The sequence below is a fragment of the Neolewinella marina genome, from assembly GCF_002631205.1.
GTDB classification, from domain to species: Bacteria; Bacteroidota; Bacteroidia; order Chitinophagales; family Saprospiraceae; genus Neolewinella; species Neolewinella marina.
Window position 1 is genome coordinate 179,764 of record NZ_PDLO01000001.1, and the last position, 16,928, is coordinate 196,691.

At 61.7% G+C, this 16,928-nt stretch carries 15 protein-coding genes and 1 pseudogene; 6 read left to right on the forward strand and 10 right to left on the reverse strand.

Features of this window, described 5'->3' with window-relative positions:
- The first annotated feature begins 126 nt into the window (after positions 1-126).
- The gene (locus CGL56_RS00705; protein WP_099104582.1) at positions 127-924 is read left to right on the forward strand and encodes a sterol desaturase family protein; all 798 of its coding nucleotides are present in this window, start codon (positions 127-129) and stop codon (positions 922-924) included.
- Here the strand turns inward: CGL56_RS00705 and CGL56_RS00710 are convergent.
- Entirely contained in the window at positions 885-1,544 is a 660-nt protein-coding gene (locus CGL56_RS00710) for a class I SAM-dependent methyltransferase (RefSeq protein WP_099104583.1), read from the reverse strand. The genes CGL56_RS00705 and CGL56_RS00710 overlap by 40 nt on opposite strands.
- Before the next feature lie 93 nt (positions 1,545-1,637).
- On the opposite strand from CGL56_RS00710, the gene CGL56_RS00715 reads away from it, so the two are divergent.
- Complete coding sequence (locus tag CGL56_RS00715; RefSeq protein WP_099104584.1) at positions 1,638-2,666, forward strand: Smr/MutS family protein; 1,029 nt, start codon at positions 1,638-1,640, stop codon at positions 2,664-2,666.
- Positions 2,667-2,722: 56 nt separating this feature from the next.
- Complete coding sequence (locus tag CGL56_RS00720; protein ID WP_099104585.1) at positions 2,723-3,502, forward strand: OmpA/MotB family protein; 780 nt, start codon at positions 2,723-2,725, stop codon at positions 3,500-3,502.
- On the opposite strand, the gene CGL56_RS18170 is transcribed toward CGL56_RS00720, so the two are convergent.
- From CGL56_RS18170 to CGL56_RS00735, 4 genes are all read right to left on the reverse strand, one after another.
- Complete coding sequence (locus tag CGL56_RS18170) at positions 3,468-3,878, reverse strand: hypothetical protein (protein WP_167641537.1); 411 nt, start codon at positions 3,876-3,878, stop codon at positions 3,468-3,470. The two genes, CGL56_RS00720 and CGL56_RS18170, sit on opposite strands and share 35 nt — an antisense overlap.
- The gene (locus CGL56_RS00725; protein WP_099104586.1) at positions 3,827-5,197 is read right to left on the reverse strand and encodes a hypothetical protein; all 1,371 of its coding nucleotides are present in this window, start codon (positions 5,195-5,197) and stop codon (positions 3,827-3,829) included. Before CGL56_RS00725 ends, CGL56_RS18170 begins: the two co-directional genes overlap by 52 nt.
- Before the next feature lie 63 nt (positions 5,198-5,260).
- On the reverse strand, positions 5,261-6,319 hold the full coding sequence (locus tag CGL56_RS00730) for a PA0069 family radical SAM protein (RefSeq protein ID WP_099104587.1): 1,059 nt from the start codon (positions 6,317-6,319) through the stop codon (positions 5,261-5,263).
- 1 nt (position 6,320) lies between these two features.
- Complete coding sequence (locus tag CGL56_RS00735; protein WP_099104588.1) at positions 6,321-8,438, reverse strand: heavy metal translocating P-type ATPase; 2,118 nt, start codon at positions 8,436-8,438, stop codon at positions 6,321-6,323.
- A gap of 72 nt (positions 8,439-8,510) precedes the next feature.
- Here CGL56_RS00735 and CGL56_RS00740 point away from each other — a divergent pair, with 72 nt between their 5' ends.
- A complete protein-coding gene (locus CGL56_RS00740; protein WP_099104589.1) occupies positions 8,511-9,332 on the forward strand; it encodes a phosphopeptide-binding protein in 822 nt (273 codons plus the stop codon).
- An 86-nt stretch (positions 9,333-9,418) separates the two neighbouring features.
- Here the strand turns inward: CGL56_RS00740 and CGL56_RS00745 are convergent.
- Positions 9,419-10,786 (reverse strand): annotated as a pseudogene (locus tag CGL56_RS00745) (alanine/glycine:cation symporter family protein); the annotation flags it as partial.
- Positions 10,787-10,824: 38 nt separating this feature from the next.
- Between CGL56_RS00745 and CGL56_RS00750 the strand changes: the two are divergent.
- A complete protein-coding gene (locus CGL56_RS00750) occupies positions 10,825-11,466 on the forward strand; it encodes a DUF4249 family protein (protein WP_099104590.1) in 642 nt (213 codons plus the stop codon).
- Between the two features lie 3 nt (positions 11,467-11,469).
- On the opposite strand, the gene CGL56_RS00755 is transcribed toward CGL56_RS00750, so the two are convergent.
- The 4 genes from CGL56_RS00755 to CGL56_RS00770 all read right to left on the reverse strand — a co-directional run bounded on the left by CGL56_RS00755 (position 11,470) and on the right by CGL56_RS00770 (position 15,813).
- Positions 11,470-12,045: an RDD family protein gene (locus tag CGL56_RS00755; RefSeq protein WP_167641531.1), complete on the reverse strand. Its 576-nt coding sequence runs from the start codon at positions 12,043-12,045 to the stop codon at positions 11,470-11,472.
- Between the two features lie 18 nt (positions 12,046-12,063).
- Positions 12,064-14,175, reverse strand: coding sequence for a DNA primase (gene dnaG / locus CGL56_RS00760; protein ID WP_245851893.1), 2,112 nt, complete (start codon positions 14,173-14,175; stop codon positions 12,064-12,066).
- A gap of 225 nt (positions 14,176-14,400) precedes the next feature.
- Positions 14,401-15,207, reverse strand: a complete 807-nt coding sequence (locus CGL56_RS00765) for an anti-sigma factor (RefSeq protein ID WP_099104593.1) — start codon at positions 15,205-15,207, stop codon at positions 14,401-14,403.
- Between the two features lie 18 nt (positions 15,208-15,225).
- On the reverse strand, positions 15,226-15,813 hold the full coding sequence (locus tag CGL56_RS00770; protein ID WP_099104594.1) for an RNA polymerase sigma factor: 588 nt from the start codon (positions 15,811-15,813) through the stop codon (positions 15,226-15,228).
- Positions 15,814-15,983: 170 nt separating this feature from the next.
- On the opposite strand from CGL56_RS00770, the gene CGL56_RS00775 reads away from it, so the two are divergent.
- Positions 15,984-16,913, forward strand: a complete 930-nt coding sequence (locus CGL56_RS00775) for a lytic transglycosylase domain-containing protein (RefSeq protein WP_099104595.1) — start codon at positions 15,984-15,986, stop codon at positions 16,911-16,913.
- Positions 16,914-16,928 lie beyond the last annotated feature (15 nt).

Consider the following 16,928-nt stretch of genomic DNA (forward strand, 5'->3'; position numbering starts at 1 on the left):
ACCCGGAGAAGGAAAGATAGCACCCCGTGGCCGGCCAGGGCGCTCACCTGCCTTCACGCACGAGAACTTTCGGGTTGAACAAGGTAGGCATCCCAGCATTCTGTTCTCGACCCTAACTTGCTACCCATGCTCACCCACTGGCTTTTCTGGATCGGGGCCCTGTTCGTGATCATCTTTTTGCGCTACCTGGCCTTCAGCGGATTGTACCACTACCTGCTGCGGTTGCGGCTGCGCGATCGGCTGCGCCACCGCATCTTTCATTACGAGATCGGGGCGGGGGCGCAGGTGCCGAGAGAAATCCGCCGGTCTGCCGTCGTGTCCCTGATCTTCGCCGCCTTCGGAATACTGGTCCTCTACCTGTGGCAAAATGATTCCACCCGCCTCTACACCTCCCTGTCCGCGCCGGCCGACAGGTTCTGGTTGCTGGTCGGGCCAGTGGTATTTCTGCTGGCCCAGGAAACCTACTACTACTGGATTCACCGGTGGATGCACCGGCCCGGCATCTACGAGCGGGTACACCGCTGGCACCACGAAAGCATAGAAACCACCGCCTGGACAGCCTTCAGCTTCCACCCTCTGGAGGCCATCCTGCAGGCGGCCTTCCTTCCCCTGAGCGTATTATTGATTCCGATGCACGTGCTGGCCTTCCTGACGTTGCTGGCCCTGATGACCCTGTCGGCCACCATCAACCACGCGGGCATCGAGGTTTTCCCGGCGCGCTGGGGCCGGCTGCCGTTGCTGCGGGGGCTGATCGGCGCTACCCACCACGACGTCCACCACAAGCAGGCCCGCTACAATTTCGGACTTTACTTCACCTTTTGGGATAAATGGATGGGAACAGAGAGTCCCCGCTTCGGAGAGCGGTTCCGCCGCTATACCTCGAATCATTCGGCGGAATCCAGCTCACAGACCCAGGCCCGGTAGTCGAAGATTGCCGTTCTCCGCAGCCGCTCCTCCCGCACGATTTGCCAGCCGCGCTGCCGCAGGGCCGCCCGGTACTCCGCTGCCCCGTGCTGCTGGGGGTGGAGGGCATCCCCGGGCAGTGCCCGGAAGACGGGCAGCAACCAGTCGTGGCGGTGGACGTCGCTGCTCAGGATCATCCGGGTGCCCGGGCGGGCCATGGCCGTGAGTTGATCGAGGCTTCGCGACCAGTCGCTGACGTGGTTGATGGCGTTGAAGCAGTAGATGCAATCGAAGGGCTCCAGGGGGGTAAGCTCTTCCAGGGGCTGGGGAATGAAGCGGACCCAGGGGTAATGGGCGCGGGAGAAGACCGGCAGGGATTCGTAGCGGCGCAGCAGGGGGTCGACGGCCGTGATACGCTGTCGGTCGTAGAGTAGCGTGAAGATGCCCGCCGGTCCGCAGCCGGCGTCCAGCGCCCGCGCGTCGGCGTCAACCGTCCACTCCAGGCGGTTGAGGACCCGTTGCCAGTAAGCCCGCTTGGCGGCCAGGTATTCCTGGGGGGATTGTTGACGGAGATAGCGCCGCCACCAACGCAGTTCGAGAAACTGGGCCACCCGCCACCGAAGGGAATTCACGCCTGCCATGGCCGAAAGGTAGGCAGTGGCGGGCCAATTCCACCAACGGGTACAACTTCGCGGGCTGGCAATCCTTTCTATCAGCAACCCAAATTTATAGTTATGACCTTCAAAATCGGCGACCGCGTCACCATGCTCCGCACCGGCAAGACCGGGACCATCTCCGCCCTCCTCAAGGGCGATATGTACCAGGTTAGACTGGATGGCGGACTGGGCCACCTGCCCGCGCCCAGCCACGCCATTGCCCCCGCCGGAGCCGCGGGATCGGCCGCCCAGCCCGCGCCCGACCCACCGAGCGACCGCCGCCCAGAACCCAGCCAGAAAGACCAGCACGATACGGGCATTCAGCTCGCATTCGACCCGCTGTACGGCGGGGAGGGTGAACCGGAAAGTTATCAGCTCTACCTCATCAATGGGACCGGTAGCCAGATCCTCTACGAAATCAAGGTCAAAACCGGAGATCACCAACGCAGCTCCAAGTTTGGCCCCCTGGAAGCCTACGGCAAGAAGCGCCTCGACGTGATCCCCTATGGCTGGCTGAACGAGCGCCTCGGCGTCGACCTCGACGTGCGCGCCAAGGTGGAGGGCGGTACGGGCCCGCGGCACTACCACCAACTGCGTATCCGGCCCAAGCAATTCTTCGGCAGCTTCCGGGAAGTACCCGAACTCAGCCGGGGCGCCCACCTCTTCACGGTGTTCCCGCGCCTCGCCGCCACCTCGGTAGCCGAGAAAAGCAGTTCCGGCCCCACCCTGCGGGAACTCACCCGCGCCCAGCTGAAAAAGCAACCCGAAAAGAAAGCCCCCGCCCGCCCGCCGGCCAGCCCGCTACAGGCGCGCAGCGATTTCAACCCCGTCCTGGACCTCCACCTCGAAGCCTTGGTGGAAGACCCGGCCGCCGTGCCAAAAGACAAGGTGTTGTCTACCCAGATGGAGCACTTCGACCACTTCATCGACCAGGCCCTGCGGCTGGACATCGAGCGGGTATACATCGTGCACGGCCTCGGCAACGGAATCCTCAAAACTGAGATCCACACCAAGCTGCAGCATGTGCCCTTCGTGCAAAAGTTTTCCAACGACTACCACCCGAAATACGGCTACGGGGCCACGGAAGTAGTCTTCGAGGCCGGATGATCACGGATACGCTACGGCAAATACTCCCGTTATTGCAACTCCAAAACGTATACCAAATGAAATACCTGACTTCAGCCCTCCTGCTCGTCCTGCTGCTGGGCTGCAACAAGTCCAAGATTACCGAACTGGAAACCAAGCTCTCCAGCGTCCAGAGTGAAAATGCCCTCCTGAAGGGGCAGCTGGAAACCGTGCAACGCACCAACGGCGACCTGCTCAACCGCATGGAAGACCTCTCGGTCATCAGCAAGGAAGGGGCTACCAGTATCCGGGAAAGCCTGCAGTCGATCAGCGGACAAACCTCGCGCATCAATGAGCTGAACCGCAGCATCCAGCGCAAGGACAGCCTGAACCTGGCCCTGGTCATGAACCTGAAGCGCAGCCTGGACAACATCAACGACGATGACGTGAAGGTGGAAGTAAGGGGCGGCAAGGTACACGTGAGCATCAGCGACAACCTGCTCTTCGCCAGTGGTTCCTCGCGCCTGAACCCGGCCTCCGAGCGGGTGCTCGACAAGGTGAGTCAGGTGCTGAACGACCACAACGACCTGAACATCATCGTGGAGGGCCACACCGACAACGTGCCCATCCGCAGCAGTACCATCAAGGACAACTGGGAACTGAGCACCATGCGGGCCGCCGCCGTGGTGCGGAAGCTGGTTCAGGATTTCGGCGTAGACCCCTTCCGCCTGACCGCGGCCGGACGGGCCGACAATGATCCGCGGGGCGACAACGCCACTCCCAGCGGCCGGGCGCGCAACCGTCGTACGGAAATCGTGATCACCCCCAACCTCGACGAATTCTTTAACCTTGCCCGGGATCCGGGAACGGCGGGCTAACGGGCTCCGGCGGTGGCGCGGGTGACAGTATCCGCGGCACCGCCAGCCGTGCCGATAGGGGGCGGCGACAGGCGCTGTATCCATCCTTCACCGGCAGGTTGATCTCGGCCCTCACCGGGAAGGTGCGCATCGTGCGGTCGTCGATGAGGTTCAGTGGCCAGCTGCGCTCGCTTTCCAACACCACGTTGACCGCCGCGCGGCGGGCGTTGTAGTTCGCTTCCACGACCCGTACACTCAGCGTATCCGCGGCGGGATCATCAGTCGCAAGCTTTTTTACCAGGAATCGCCCTCCGGCATCCAGGGGGTTTTCCCCGTCCTCGACGTTCAGGGTAAGGTGCCACTGAAAGGCGTATTCTCCGTTATTGCGGCGGCGCAATTCAAAGCGGGTACCGGCCAGGTCCAGGATCGGGTGGGCCGAGGTGCGCAGCCCCTGGTGGACGGGAATGCGCAAGGCAGGAACCCCGTTACGTCCCGGCAGGACGAGGGCGTACTGTGGATCGCCACCCCCTCCCGGGGTTGGGGTTGAAACAGACCGGGGGCGGCCTGCCCCGTCAGACTGAAGGACAGTCCGGAATCGGTGGGGGCGACGGCCAGCCCCGGCATGCCGTTGTAGATGCCTTCCGCGAGATAGTGAATCTCCCAGGGCGCGCCGGCCAGGCTGGCGGGCAAACCGGGAACGGCTACCGTATGCCGGTGGGCGGCACCTTCGCGCAGGGGGGACGCGCTTCCAGCTACCGTTCCTAGGGTGGCGAAGTAATCCGCGATCTCCTCGGGGTCGGGCAGCCGGTGGTACATGCTCTCGCGGGTATATGGACCGTCGAAGTCCGTGTAGACGATGGTTTCCCAGTCGCTGCCGCTGAAGGTGTTCTCGTTTTCGCGGCGGTGGGACAACTCGCTGTTCAGCTTGGCGGAAAAGGGAAGGGCTACGTTCAGCCCCACCGACTGCTCGGCCGCGGTGACCTCCTTGCTGTCGGTCAGGTGCTTGATGACGATGCCGTCAAACTGCCGCAGGTAATAGGCCTCTCCCCGGTACTCGGGATGAAATTGATAGAACTGCCAGAGGTAGGCCATCAGCTCGGTAGTCCGTTCGTCGTTGGCGCCGAGGACTTCGGAGAGCGGGCTCTCGAAGCTGCCCGCCATGGCCAGTACGCTGCTGCTGCGCCGGGCGTCGGTGTCCAGGGCGGCGGCAAAGGCGGCGTAAGGCGGTTTCCAGCCGGCGTCGAGGGCGGCCTTCAGGTAGCCACCGCAGTTTTTGGTCAGCACGAAGGAATCGAATCCGTCCCGGGGCTGGGGTAGCAGGTTGACCCCCTCCGCCTGGGTAAACAGCAGCCGGTCCGGACTGTAGCGGATGTCGTCCAGTCCGGCAGATATTTCGGCACCGGAAAACACGTAACTCAGCAAATTACCCCCGTTGATGTCGGCCTTTTCCACCCTGGTCCGGAGGGTACGCTTGCCCAGGAAGCGTTCCAGGGTCGGGGGTGTGTAATCGCGCCGCCCTTCCGCCCGGGCAAATCCGCAGAAATCATAGTGCCGCTCGAAGACCTGTTGCAGGGCGCCGCCGAGGAACAGGCGGCTGTAGGCCCGTTGCGGCGGCCAGGATTCGGTTTCCGTTTTGCTACGGCGCTGGGCTTCGGAGGATACGGGAAGCAATGTCAGGGAGGCCAGCAGTGCCAGCCCAAGGCGGGAAATCAGCATACGGTTCCGGAATAATTTCGGCTGGTATAAGAATGCGAAACCCGTCCGCTTATTGTACCCGCGCTACCACAGCGTCAACTGCGGCGGCCGGCGGCGCAGTTCGAAGGGTGCAAAATTGTAGGCGGGTACCGGTGGGGCGTCGCTGAAGTACTTTCTGCGCGCCAGGCGGTACTGCTGTTCCACCAGATCGGCCAGGGGGCCGGCGCCCCGGTGGCGGATGCCGAAGCGCTTTTCTCCCAGGGCGCCGTCCCGGGTATCCCGGATGCGGTTCAGCACCCGCTCGGCGCGGTCAGGGAACGTCTTGGTCACCCAGTCGGTAAAGATGTCCGCTACCTGATCGTTCAGTCGTACGAGGCTGTACCCGATGCGGCGGGCGCCGGCCTCGGCCGACCGTCGGGCAATGGCCAGTATTTCGTGATCGGTGAGCCCCGGGATCACGGGGGCGATGTTGACCATGGTGGGAATTCCAGCCTCACTCAGGGTAGCCAGGGCCCGGAAGCGCTGGGCAATGGTGGCGGTCCGGGGCTCGAGTACCCGCCGGACGTCCTCATCCAGGGTGGTGATGCTGAAGCAGACGTGCACCAGGTCGTCGGCGGCCAGTTCCCGCAGCATGTCCAGGTCGCGTTCAATCAGGCTGTTCTTGGTGATGAGGCCCACCGGATGGCGCAGGTCGTTCAGGACTTCCAGGCACTGGCGGGTCAGCCGGAACCTGCGCTCCGCCGGCTGGTAACTATCGGTATTGCCCGACATCATGATGGGCATCGGGACGTAGGAGGGCTTCAGCAGGGCGCGGCGGAGGAGGGCCGGCGCCTCGGCCTTATAGAGCACCTTCGTCTCGAAATCCAGGCCGGCGCTGTACCCCCAGTAGGTGTGGGTGGTGCGGGCGAAGCAGTATACGCATCCGTGCTCGCAGCCCTGGTAGGCATTCAGTCCGTAACCTTCCCCGAGGTCGGGACTGGTGATCTTGTTGAGGATAGTCTTCGGGTGGGTGGGGATGAACTCGGTGGCGAGGGCGTCCTCCGGGTCGGGCAGTTCGTCGTAGCTCAACCGGTGGTAGGGGTTGTCCGGATTGATCTGGGCCCCGCGTCCGGCCCGGGGGGTGGGGTCTCTCTCCTCTCCCACCCTAGCGGCGTTTGAGGCGGATGGCGTTGCCGATGACCACCACGTCGGAGAAGGCCATGAACAGGGCCGCCCACATGGGATTCAGGTACCCCAGGGCTGCCATTGGTATGGCCACGATGTTGTAGCTGAAGGCCCAGAAGAGACTCTCCCGGATGGTTTTTACCGTCAGGTCCGCGATCCGTTTACCTTCCACGAGAATGGAAAGGTCGTCGCGCATCAGTACCACCTGGGCCGCGTCTAGGGCAACGGCGCTGGCTCCACCCAGGCTGACGCCCAGGTCGGCCCGGCTGAGGGCGGCCGCGTCGTTGATGCCATCGCCTACCATGGCGGTGGGCAGGCCGTCGCTGAGCCGGCTGATCATTTCCAGTTTTTGGGCCGGCAGCTGTCCGGCGTGTACTTCGTCGATACCGACCTGGGCGGCTACCTGTCGTGCCTTGGCCTCCCGGTCGCCCGTGAGCAATACGGTCCTTACCCCCCGGTCGTGCAACCGCTGGACCATTTCGGCAGCCCCGGGGCGAACGGAATCTACCAGGGTAAGGGTGGCCACTACCGCTCCGTCGCGGCGCAGGACCACGTCGGCATCCACCGTCTCATCCTTGGCGGCTCCCAGGTAAAATGGTCCCGCGGTAAGGCCGAGGCCAGGGGTCTCCTCAACGTCGAATGATCCGGCCCAGGCGGTGTACGCCGGGTCGTCGACCTCCGCCATCGGCTGGCGGCTGAGGTGATCCCTCACGGCCTGGGCGATCGGGTGGCTGCTGTAGCCCTCCAGCTCATAGACGAGGCGGTGGACAAAGGCCGGGTCGTGACCGGGAAGGATGTTGAATTCACCCACTTCCAGGTCGCCGGTGGTGAGGGTACCGGTCTTGTCGAAAACCATCTGCTTGATGCCCGCGAAGGACTCAACGGTGCTGCCGCCGCGGATGAGTAGGCCGGTCCGTGCCAGCCGCCCTACCCCGACCATGACGGCCGTCGGCGTGGCCAATCCCATGGCGCAGGGGCAGGAGATCAGCAGAACGGCCACCGCGTTCATGAAGGCCTGGGTGGAGGTAGCATAACCAGTTCCCCAGCCGATCAGGAAGGTGAGCAAGCTGATCACGATCACCACCGGCACGAAGATGGCGCTGATGCGGTCGGCGAGGCGCTGGAGCCGGGGCTTGTCGCTCTGGGCCGTCTTTACCAGCTCAATGATCCGGGCCAGGGTGCCATCCTGGTAGGCCTCGGTGACTTCTACGGTCGTTTGGCCAGAGACGACGATACTGCCCCCCAGCACCCGGTCGCCTTCCCCCTTGTTCACCGGCAGGCTCTCGCCCGTCAGCATGGCTTCGTTGACCGTCAAGTCTCCCTGGCGGACGATACCGTCCAGAGGTACCTTGTCGCCGGTGTTCACCCGCACCAGGCTGCCGGGCGATACCTCCTCTACCGGCAAGCTGACCAGGGTACCACTGGGCATGACTACCCGGGCACGCTCTTCCTTAAGGGCGGTCAGGGCGCCGATGGCGGTGGTGGTCCGCTCTACGGCGCGGGCTTCGAGCCAGTTGCCCACCAGCACCAGGGTGATGATGGTGGCAGCGGTTTCAAAGAAATAGTAGTGGGGATCCTGCCAGTACAGGCCGATGAGGCTGTACACGAAGGCTGCGGTAGCGCCCAGGAAGATCAGCACGTCCATATTGAGCATCCGGGCGCGCAAACCGGACAGGGCGGAGCGTCCGAAGTGGAGGCCGCCGATCCAGTAGACCGGCCCGGCGAGTGCCAGCTGTACCCAGCCGTTGTCCAGGGGGGTATGTACCCCGGCCATCATGAGGAAGTGGTTCAGCAGGAGCGGAAGGGTGAGTGCGGCACAGATGAGCAGTCGCTGCTGCGGGGTAAATCCCCGGGCGGCATCAGCCCTGGTTTCGGCGGTATCGTCGACTACTGTATAGCCCAGCTTTTCGATTCCAGCCTTCACGGCACCCGCGTCCAGCGCCGCATCGTCACGACGGTAGCGCACCTCCCGGGTCTGGAAATTGACCATTACGTCCTCCAGTCCCTTGCGCTCGAGAAATCGCTGTATGGACATGGCGCAATTGTTGCAGTCCATACCTTCCACCCGCAATTCGATAATGTCTGATCGTTTCGTCACGAACTAAATGTTGATAATAAACTTCTTAGGATAACGCCCAAGCGGGCGAAACTGTTAACCAAACCACAGCTTATGAAACGCTTAAACACCATTCTGCTACTCAGCCTGCTCTTCACCTTCGCCTGCGGCGGAGACACCCAGGAAAATAATATGGACCAGGGGGGAGTGACCGAAGAGGGCACCGATATGATCGGTGACGGCAACCCCGGCAATGAAAACATCGAACTGACGGACATGCCACCCACCGAGGGCTTTCCGGACGCCAGCATCGACGACTGGAAGTACGAGAACGGCACCTTTAACTACACGGTCAGCGGCTACACCTTCGGCAAGATCACCGAGGACGCCGACCAGCTGATGTGTGCCAACTCCGCCGAAGGGCAGCACGCCCACCTCATCATTGACAATGAGCCCTACATCGCCAAGTACGAGCCTACCTTCGACCACCCCATCGCCGACGGTGAGCACTATATTCTGACCTTCCTCAGCCGCAGCTACCATGAGTCCATCAAGACCCCCGCAGCCCACCGCGCGGTGAAGGCCAACGTGGCGAACGGTGGATTCACCAGCTCCGAGGAAATCACCGAGCCCATGCTGTTCTACAGCCGCCCCAAGGGCACCTACGTGGGCCGTGAGCAAACCGAGAACGTGATGCTCGACTTCTACCCCGTCAACGTTACTTTGGGTTCGGAGTACACCGTACTGGCCAACGTGAACGGCAAGGAATTCACCATCGACGAGTGGAAGCCCTACTACCTGAAGAACCTGCCCATGGGTGAAAACACCGTCACCCTGACCCTGATGCGCAACGGCGAGACCGTGGATACCCCGCTGAATCCCGTGCGCCGCACCTTCACCCTGGAGGCCGACCCGATGGAGGAAGCCAACCGGTAACCCGCAGCACTTCCACCAATGAAGAAGCCCCGGCCGCGCGTGAGCGACCGGGGCTTCTTTCGTTTTAGAAGATGCAACCGGGGATCCTAGTCGTAGCGGGTGATCTCTCCGCTGGCTACCCGGGCGCGGTAGCTGCGCAGGGCACGACGTACGTTGGGCATCAGGATGTAGAGGCCCATGACGTTCGGGAAGGCCATGGCGAAGATCATCGCGTCGCCGAAGTCGAATACCGCGGAGGCCGAGATGGCCGAACCGATAACGACGAAGATGCAGAAGATGATCTTGTAGATCGCTTCGTTGGTCTTGGATTCCCCGAACAGGTAGGTCCAGCACTTCAGTCCGTAGTACGACCAGCTGATCATGGTGGACAGGGCAAAGAGGATTACGGCGATGCTGAGCACTACCGGGAACCAGCTGATGACGGTCTCGAAGGCGGCGGAGGTCAGGGTGATGTCGCCTACCGTACCCGCTACCTTATTGTTGAAGGCGGCTTCGGCGCCGTAACCGCCGTAGTTGGTAATAATTATTACCAGGGCGGTCATGGTACAGATGACCACGGTATCGATGAAGGGTTCCAGCAGGGCCACTACGCCCTCACTGACGGGCTCGTCGGTCTTGGCCGCGGAGTGTGCGATGGAGGCCGAGCCTACGCCGGCCTCGTTGCTGAAGGCCGCGCGGCGGAAACCCTGGATAAGTACCCCGACGATGCCGCCGTAGAGGGCATCCGCGTTGAACGCACCATTAAAGATGGTGGCAAACGCCGCGGGAATATCCGTGATGTGGTAGCCGAGGACGATGAGGGCGCCCAGTACGTATACCCCTACCATGAATGGAACGACCTTGTCGGTCACCTTGGCGATACTCTTGATGCCGCCGATGATGATCAGGCCCACCGTGATGGCCATGGCCACGCCGAAGATCCAGCCGCGGCCGTAGAAGAAGCTGTCTACCCCGCCAGTCACCTCGGTGAGCTGCTGGGTAGCCTGATTGATCTGAACCATGTTTCCACCACCAAAGCTGCCGCCAATGCAGGCGATAGAGAACATGACGGCGAGCACCTTGCCGAGCACCGCCCAGCCCGGCCCCTTTTCTTTCAGTCCCTTGTCCAGGTAATACATCGGACCACCCGAAACGGAGCCGTCGGCGTGTACGTCGCGGTACATCAGACCCAGGGTACATTCGACAAACTTGGAGGTCATGCCCAGCAAGCCGGCGATGATCATCCAGAAGGTTGCGCCGGGGCCACCCAGGGCTACGGCGAAGGCGACGCCGGCGATGTTGCCCACGCCAACCGTACCGGAAAGGGCGGCCGTCAGCGCCTGGAAGTGGGAAACCTCACCTTCATCGTCCGGATCGTCAAACTTGCCGCGGACCACGTCCAGGGCATGCTTGAAGGCCGTAATGTTGATGAACCCCATATACACCGTGAAGATGGCGGCACCCACGATGAGCCAGGGAGGTTCTGACCTATTCCCCCGGCCTGGAACACACCATGCCCGGCTACTACCGCACCCTGGATTTTACGCCCGTTGAGGGGCAGCAGTATACCATCCACGTTTCCGTCCCCGGTTTTGATCCGGTGACCGCCATTTCCTCCATCCCGGAACCGGTAGCCATCAATTCCCTCGCGGTCACCAACCTCACCCGGATGGTGGAAGGCGATCAGGTGGTATATGATTATTTCCTCCAGATCGATTACGCCGATCCCACGTCCGAAACCAACTACTACGACCTGCGGATCAGCCAGCTGGTCATCCCCTTCAAGGTCACCGCCGCTGGAGATACCCTGCGTATGGATCCGGTGCCCAAAGCGGTAACTACCCCCCGCCGGTTAGCCGCGGACGGTGAATCGGTAAGCATCCTCCTCCAGGACAAAGCGGAAGATTCAGTGCTGGAGGTGCACCTTCAGAGTATGATCCACCCCCGGACTGAGCTCTTCGACCGCATAGTCGCCGAACTGCGGACGGTAAGTCCCGAGTACTATTTCTACCAGCGCAGCCTGGTGCAGCCCGGCGAACTGTCCGGCACCGGACTCGAGGAACCGGTGATCTACTACAACAATGTGAACAGTGGACTGGGGGTGTTCGCGGGTTACAACTCCGTGCAGCAGGACTTCTCCCCCGTTCAGGACTGAGCCCTACTCTTCCTTGGGAGGTACCGCCACGATGACGAAAGTCTGGGCCCACCGATCGTGGAGGGCGCGATTCCAGGGGTCCATGAACATCCACACGGCGGAGAAGGTCGGCAGGTTGTTACCGAGGCTCACCAGGAAATTCTCCGTGAGGGGGAAGTCGTTGAGAAAGTCACTGTACTGCCACACGTCCTCCACGTCGGAGAACCCCGGCGACTGAAACACGCGGATGTAAACGAAGAGGGTGACAAATCCCGACACGGCCCAGGGCAAATAGCGCATCAGGCTCTGGTTCAGCGAGATGTTCCGGTTCGTCCCCTGGTTGACTACGCGCAGCCGCAGCAGCGCCTTGCCTACGGTACAGCCAAAGTAGGCTTCCGTCAGGGGTTTGTAGATGAACTGCAGGGCCCACAGTCCGACCATGCCCAGCAGCAGGGGGCGCTCCACCATGAAGTAGTAGATGCCGTAGAGCAGGGGCGAGAGCACGAAAAAGTCGACGATGGCCGCCGCCAGCCGGGGCAGAAAGCCGGCGGTGGGAACCGTTGTCGGGTCGGGAAGGTCCTGGATTGCTTGTGAAGTCACACGGATGCGGGTTAGGGTTTACCGGCTCAAAACTACGGTACCCAATTCCTTTGCCAGCGCAAGACGCATCTCATCCAGCTTCATCTGCACTTTCAGGTGGGTTCGCAGCTTGTCATAATTGCCCTCCCGCTCGTACTGAGCCACGAGACGTGAGTTTTCCCGGCCCTTTCGCTCAATCTTTTCCATGCGGAAAATGCGCAGAAAAATCTCCGCGGTCAGGCGGTGATTCTCCTCCGGCATCTTTTGGCTGAGGCGCAGACCGTATTTGTCCTTCCAGTTCGGGCTGTAGGTATAGGGTGAGTTCAGGGCCTCCACGGCCAGCTTCCGCACCCCTTCCTCGGTGTGGCGGGAATACCAGTCGACCGGAGGCGGGGCACCGTTGCTTTGTAGGTAGTGCATGACGAGCTCTACGATCTTGCGGTAGCGCTCCACGTCAAAGTCGCCCAGCACGTCGGCGACGTTGGCGGTCAGGAATTGGGCAACGCTGGTGTTGGAGGCTTCATCGTACGGCTTGTGTCCGTCCCGGATCAGCAGTTGCACGAAGTATTTCTCCTGAAAACCGTGTCCGATCTCCAGGGGGACTTCCGCCGGGGTGGTAGGTGCCGCGGGGGCGGTGGGCATTCCTACGGGTCCCTCCGGCGGCAAATCCTCGTCCTCGGCTCCGGCCAGCCAGGCGGGCTCATCCATGCCTCCCCACTCGTCGGGGTCGTCCGTGGGCGGAGCAGTAGGCGTGGCCCGGTCCGGGGAACGTCGTTCCCGTTGTCGCCGCCGCTCTTCCCGTTCCTGGGTCTTGCGCGACTCCGTCCGCCGGTCGGCGATGGCCTTGTTGACCAGCTGCACGAGAAGGGATTCGTCCAGCCCCAGCTTGCCGCTGAATTGCTGAAGATAGCCGGCCCGCTTCAGGGGGTCGGTCACCAGCGCCAGGGTGGCGCCGATGTCGCGGATGGCGGTGGTGCGGGCGGCAACGTCGGAGCCTGCTTCTTCCAGGAGGATATCGGCCTTGAAGAAAAGGAAGTCCTTGCGGGTCTCCTCCAGGTATTTTTCGAAGGCGGTGGCGCCCACTTTCTGCATGTAGCCGTCAGGATCCTCTCCGTCGGGCAGCACCACCACCTTCACGTTCAGGTCGGCCATCAGCAGCACGTCCACTCCCCTGAGGGCCGCCTTCACGCCGGCCTTGTCGCCATCGTACAGCAGCGTCACGTTTTCGGTAAACCGCTTCACCAGGTTCGCCTGGCCGGTAGTCAGGCTGGTCCCGGAGGTAGCCGCGACGTTGCGGATGCCGTTCTGGTGGAGGCTGATGACGTCGGTGTACCCCTCCACGAGGTAGATGTTGTCCAGCTTGCGGATCGCCTGCCGTGCCTGGTACATCCCGTAGAGGACGTCCGACTTGTGGTAGATTTCCGTCTCCGGACTGTTGATGTACTTGGGCGCCCTGGCGTCCTTGCGCAGGATGCGGCCCGCGAAGGCGATGGGCTTCCCCCCCAGGTTGTGGATGGTAAACATCACCCGGTCGCGGAAAAAATCCCGCCCGTTCCTGACGAGCCCCAGCTTTTCGAGTTGCTCCTCCTTGTAGCCCGCGGCCCTGGCCGCCTGCAGCAGCCCGTCGGAAGCGGCCGGAGCGTAGCCGAGGCCGAAGGTCTGCAGGGTTTCCTTGCGGAAGCCCCGGCTGCGGAAGTAGCTCAGTCCAACACTCTTGCCTTCGTCGGTCTGGTGGAGCTGGTCTTCGTAGTACTGCCGGGCGAAGTCGTTGGTGATGATGAGGCTGTCCTTCTCCTGCAATTCGGCACGAACTTCCTCACTGACTTCGGTTTCCTCCAGCTTAATGTTGTACTTTTGCGCAATCCAGCGGATGGCATCCGGAAAGGAAAGTTGTTCCAGTTCCATCAGGAACTTTACCGGGTCGCCCCCTACCCCACACCCGAAACACTTGTAGATGTTGCGGGCGGGATTGACGTTGAACGACGGCGTTTTCTCATTGTGGAAGGGGCAAAGACCGGTGAAATTGTTGCCGCGACGGCGCAGGTTGACGAAGTCTCCGACCACGTCTTCCACCCGCGCGGTGTCGATAACTTCCCGTACGCTCTCCTCCGTAATCATGCCGTAAAGGTACAATTTTAATTCGTCGGCCATTTGTCAGTAAATGGCATTACGACCAGCCTAATACCCTGGTTTACAACACGTTTAAGAACATTTTAACCGAATCCGACCTTAGTAGATGCATACTTTTTCGGTTTTTGGTTGTCTTATATACAGAACCACCGCGGAGCGGCCCGCTCAAAGCCGCAAGAATTAATGGGTGTTCTCATAGTGTGTGGACTGTCCCGGTAGCCTTTCGGTTATTCGGGGCAGTTTTTTTTATGAGCCCACCTCTCCGATCACTTGTAGTTGGGTAAGGTCGGGTGAGGGCTTCCCTCCCTCGTCTTCCAGGGTGATGGCAAATGCCGCCGCATCGGGGATGAAGGGAACCGAAAGCAGTTCATCGCTACCAAGGTCGCGATCCAGTACTCCCAGGTCCCGGGGTCCGCCGGCGTCAATGGCCCAGAGCTGGTACTGCTTGCCGGCCGGGGGGGCGGGCAGGTTGGCGGCGGTGAAGAGGACGGCCGCCTCGGTGGGATTATAAAAGACCAGGGCGCGACTCTCGGGGGCGTTCTCCGAGCCGGTCAGCACAATGCCGCGGGTGTCCACGTCGGTCAGCAACGCCAGTTGCTCGCGGTCGGCCGAGTAATCGCTGGCGATTTGGGCACAATCCGCCTGTAAGGTCGAAAGCTCGGATTGGGTGGCAAGCAAATCCTCCCGGCGCTGCTGAGAATCCAGGTAGAAATAGGAAAGCCCCGCAACCGCGACGGCCAGTAAGGCCACCAGTAGCCAGGTAGCCCAGTTGCCCGCGGTGGCAGGGGGCACGGGGGTAGCCCCCGTACTCCCGGCGGAATTTCCGGCGCGGATGCGGTCCATCACCGAGGTGAGCACCTCCGGCGACGGCGGGGTGGCCTGCCCGTGCAGGAGGGCGTACTGCTCCAGGTCCAGTTCAATCTGCTCGATCTCCCGCCGCACCTCGGGGAACTGTTCGGCATACGCCTCCACCCGCCGACGTTCGTCGGGGGAAAGACGGTCGAGAACGTAGAGTTCCAGAACGCCGGAGTTTATGTATGCTGTAAGGTCCACAGTTCGGTAAGGCGATATTTAGCGTAAAAAATTAAAGAGACAGATTAACAGGGTGATCAATTCGCTTTTCAGGATCTCCCGCAGTTTCTGCAGGGCACGCCGTGAGCGGGTCTTCACCGTGCCCAGGGGCAGGTCAAGGGCCTCCGCGGCTTCGGCCTGGGTGTAATCCTTGAAGTAAAGCAGGTCGATGATGGACCGGTAGTTCTCGTCCAGTTTGGTGATCAGCTTGCTCAGGCCGATGTGCTCCACGGACATCGTCTCGCTGTTGCTACGATTAATTACGACAACATCGAGCTCATCGGTTTTCCCCGACTTGCGATAGGCCTTGGACCTGACCCGGTCGATAGCCGCGTTGCGGGCGATGCGGGCCATCCAGGTGAACAGCCGGCTTTTCCCCTCCTCGTACTGGTGGATGTTGCCCCAGATGCGCATCAGTACGTCCTGAAGCACTTCCTCCGCCACCTGCCTTTCGGGGATGATCTGCCCGATTATGTTGTTGAGCGCCCCGCCGTAGTGGTCAAACAGATAGCGCATGCCGGCCTCGTCGCGCTTGCGCAAGAGCTCCAGCAGAACGTCCTGTCTGTCGTTTCCAGCCGTGGCGGACATTAAGGCATAGTAATTTGGGCGGCCAAGCGCAGGTGCCGTGCGGATGAAAAAACATCCGGCCCCCGTGGCAATTAATCTTGTTGGGTAACCAGTTAGGTAGGGCAGCCGACACGTTAATACCTTTGGGCATCGGACGTGGCGGTCCTTAACGCCCACAAAGTAATCAAAATATGAAAGCGTTATTCAGCGGAATCGGAGTGGGAATAGTTTTCCTCGTAGGCTGGTTGATCCTGCTCAGTACGGACGGCTCCGGGAGCCGGCTGGTTGCCCCCCGCAGCGTCGACAGCCTGACGGCCGGTGGGTTGCCGCAACAGGTGCATCCTATGGACCTTACGGGCCCCTTTTCCTTTGCCGGGGAAGAACTGCCGCTGGACAACTTCGACGTGCGCGAGCGCCTTGATCTGGAGCTGATGCGCAACGCCTACTTCCACCGCAACACCCTACTGCTGCTCAAGCGGCAGGGGCGCTACTTCCCCACCCTGGAGCGTATCCTGCGGGAAGAAGGGGTGCCGGAGGATCTAAAGTACCTGGCCGCGGCCGAGAGTACCCTCGACGAAGTGGTCAGTCCGGCCGGCGCCCGGGGCGTCTGGCAGATGATGGCACCCACCGCCCGCGCCTACGGACTGGAGGTGAACGATGAGGTCGACGAGCGCTACCACCTGGACAAGGCCACCCGCGCGGCGGCGGCCTACCTGAAGGACTACCACCAGCAGTTTGGCCGCTGGAGCAAAGTAGCCGCGGCCTACAACATGGGGGGCCCCAACCTGAAGAAGTGGCTGGAACGGCAGCGGGCCGAGGAGATCTTCGACCTCGACATCAACAACGAGACCATGCAGTACGTCTTCCGCATCGTGGCGCTGAAGTACATCATGCAGGAACCCGAAAAATTCGGCTACCACGTTCCGGCGACTGACCACTACCCCGCCCTGGACAACTACCGCACCGTTACCGTGAATACTACCCAAAGCAACCTGGGTGATTTCGCCCGGGAACAGGGCACTACCTACCGGATGCTGAAGCTGTACAATCCGTGGCTCATTTCCGGAAGCCTGACGGTAAAACCCGGCCAGTCCTACACCCTGCGCATCCCCAACAGCTAAAGCCCCAACCCAGCC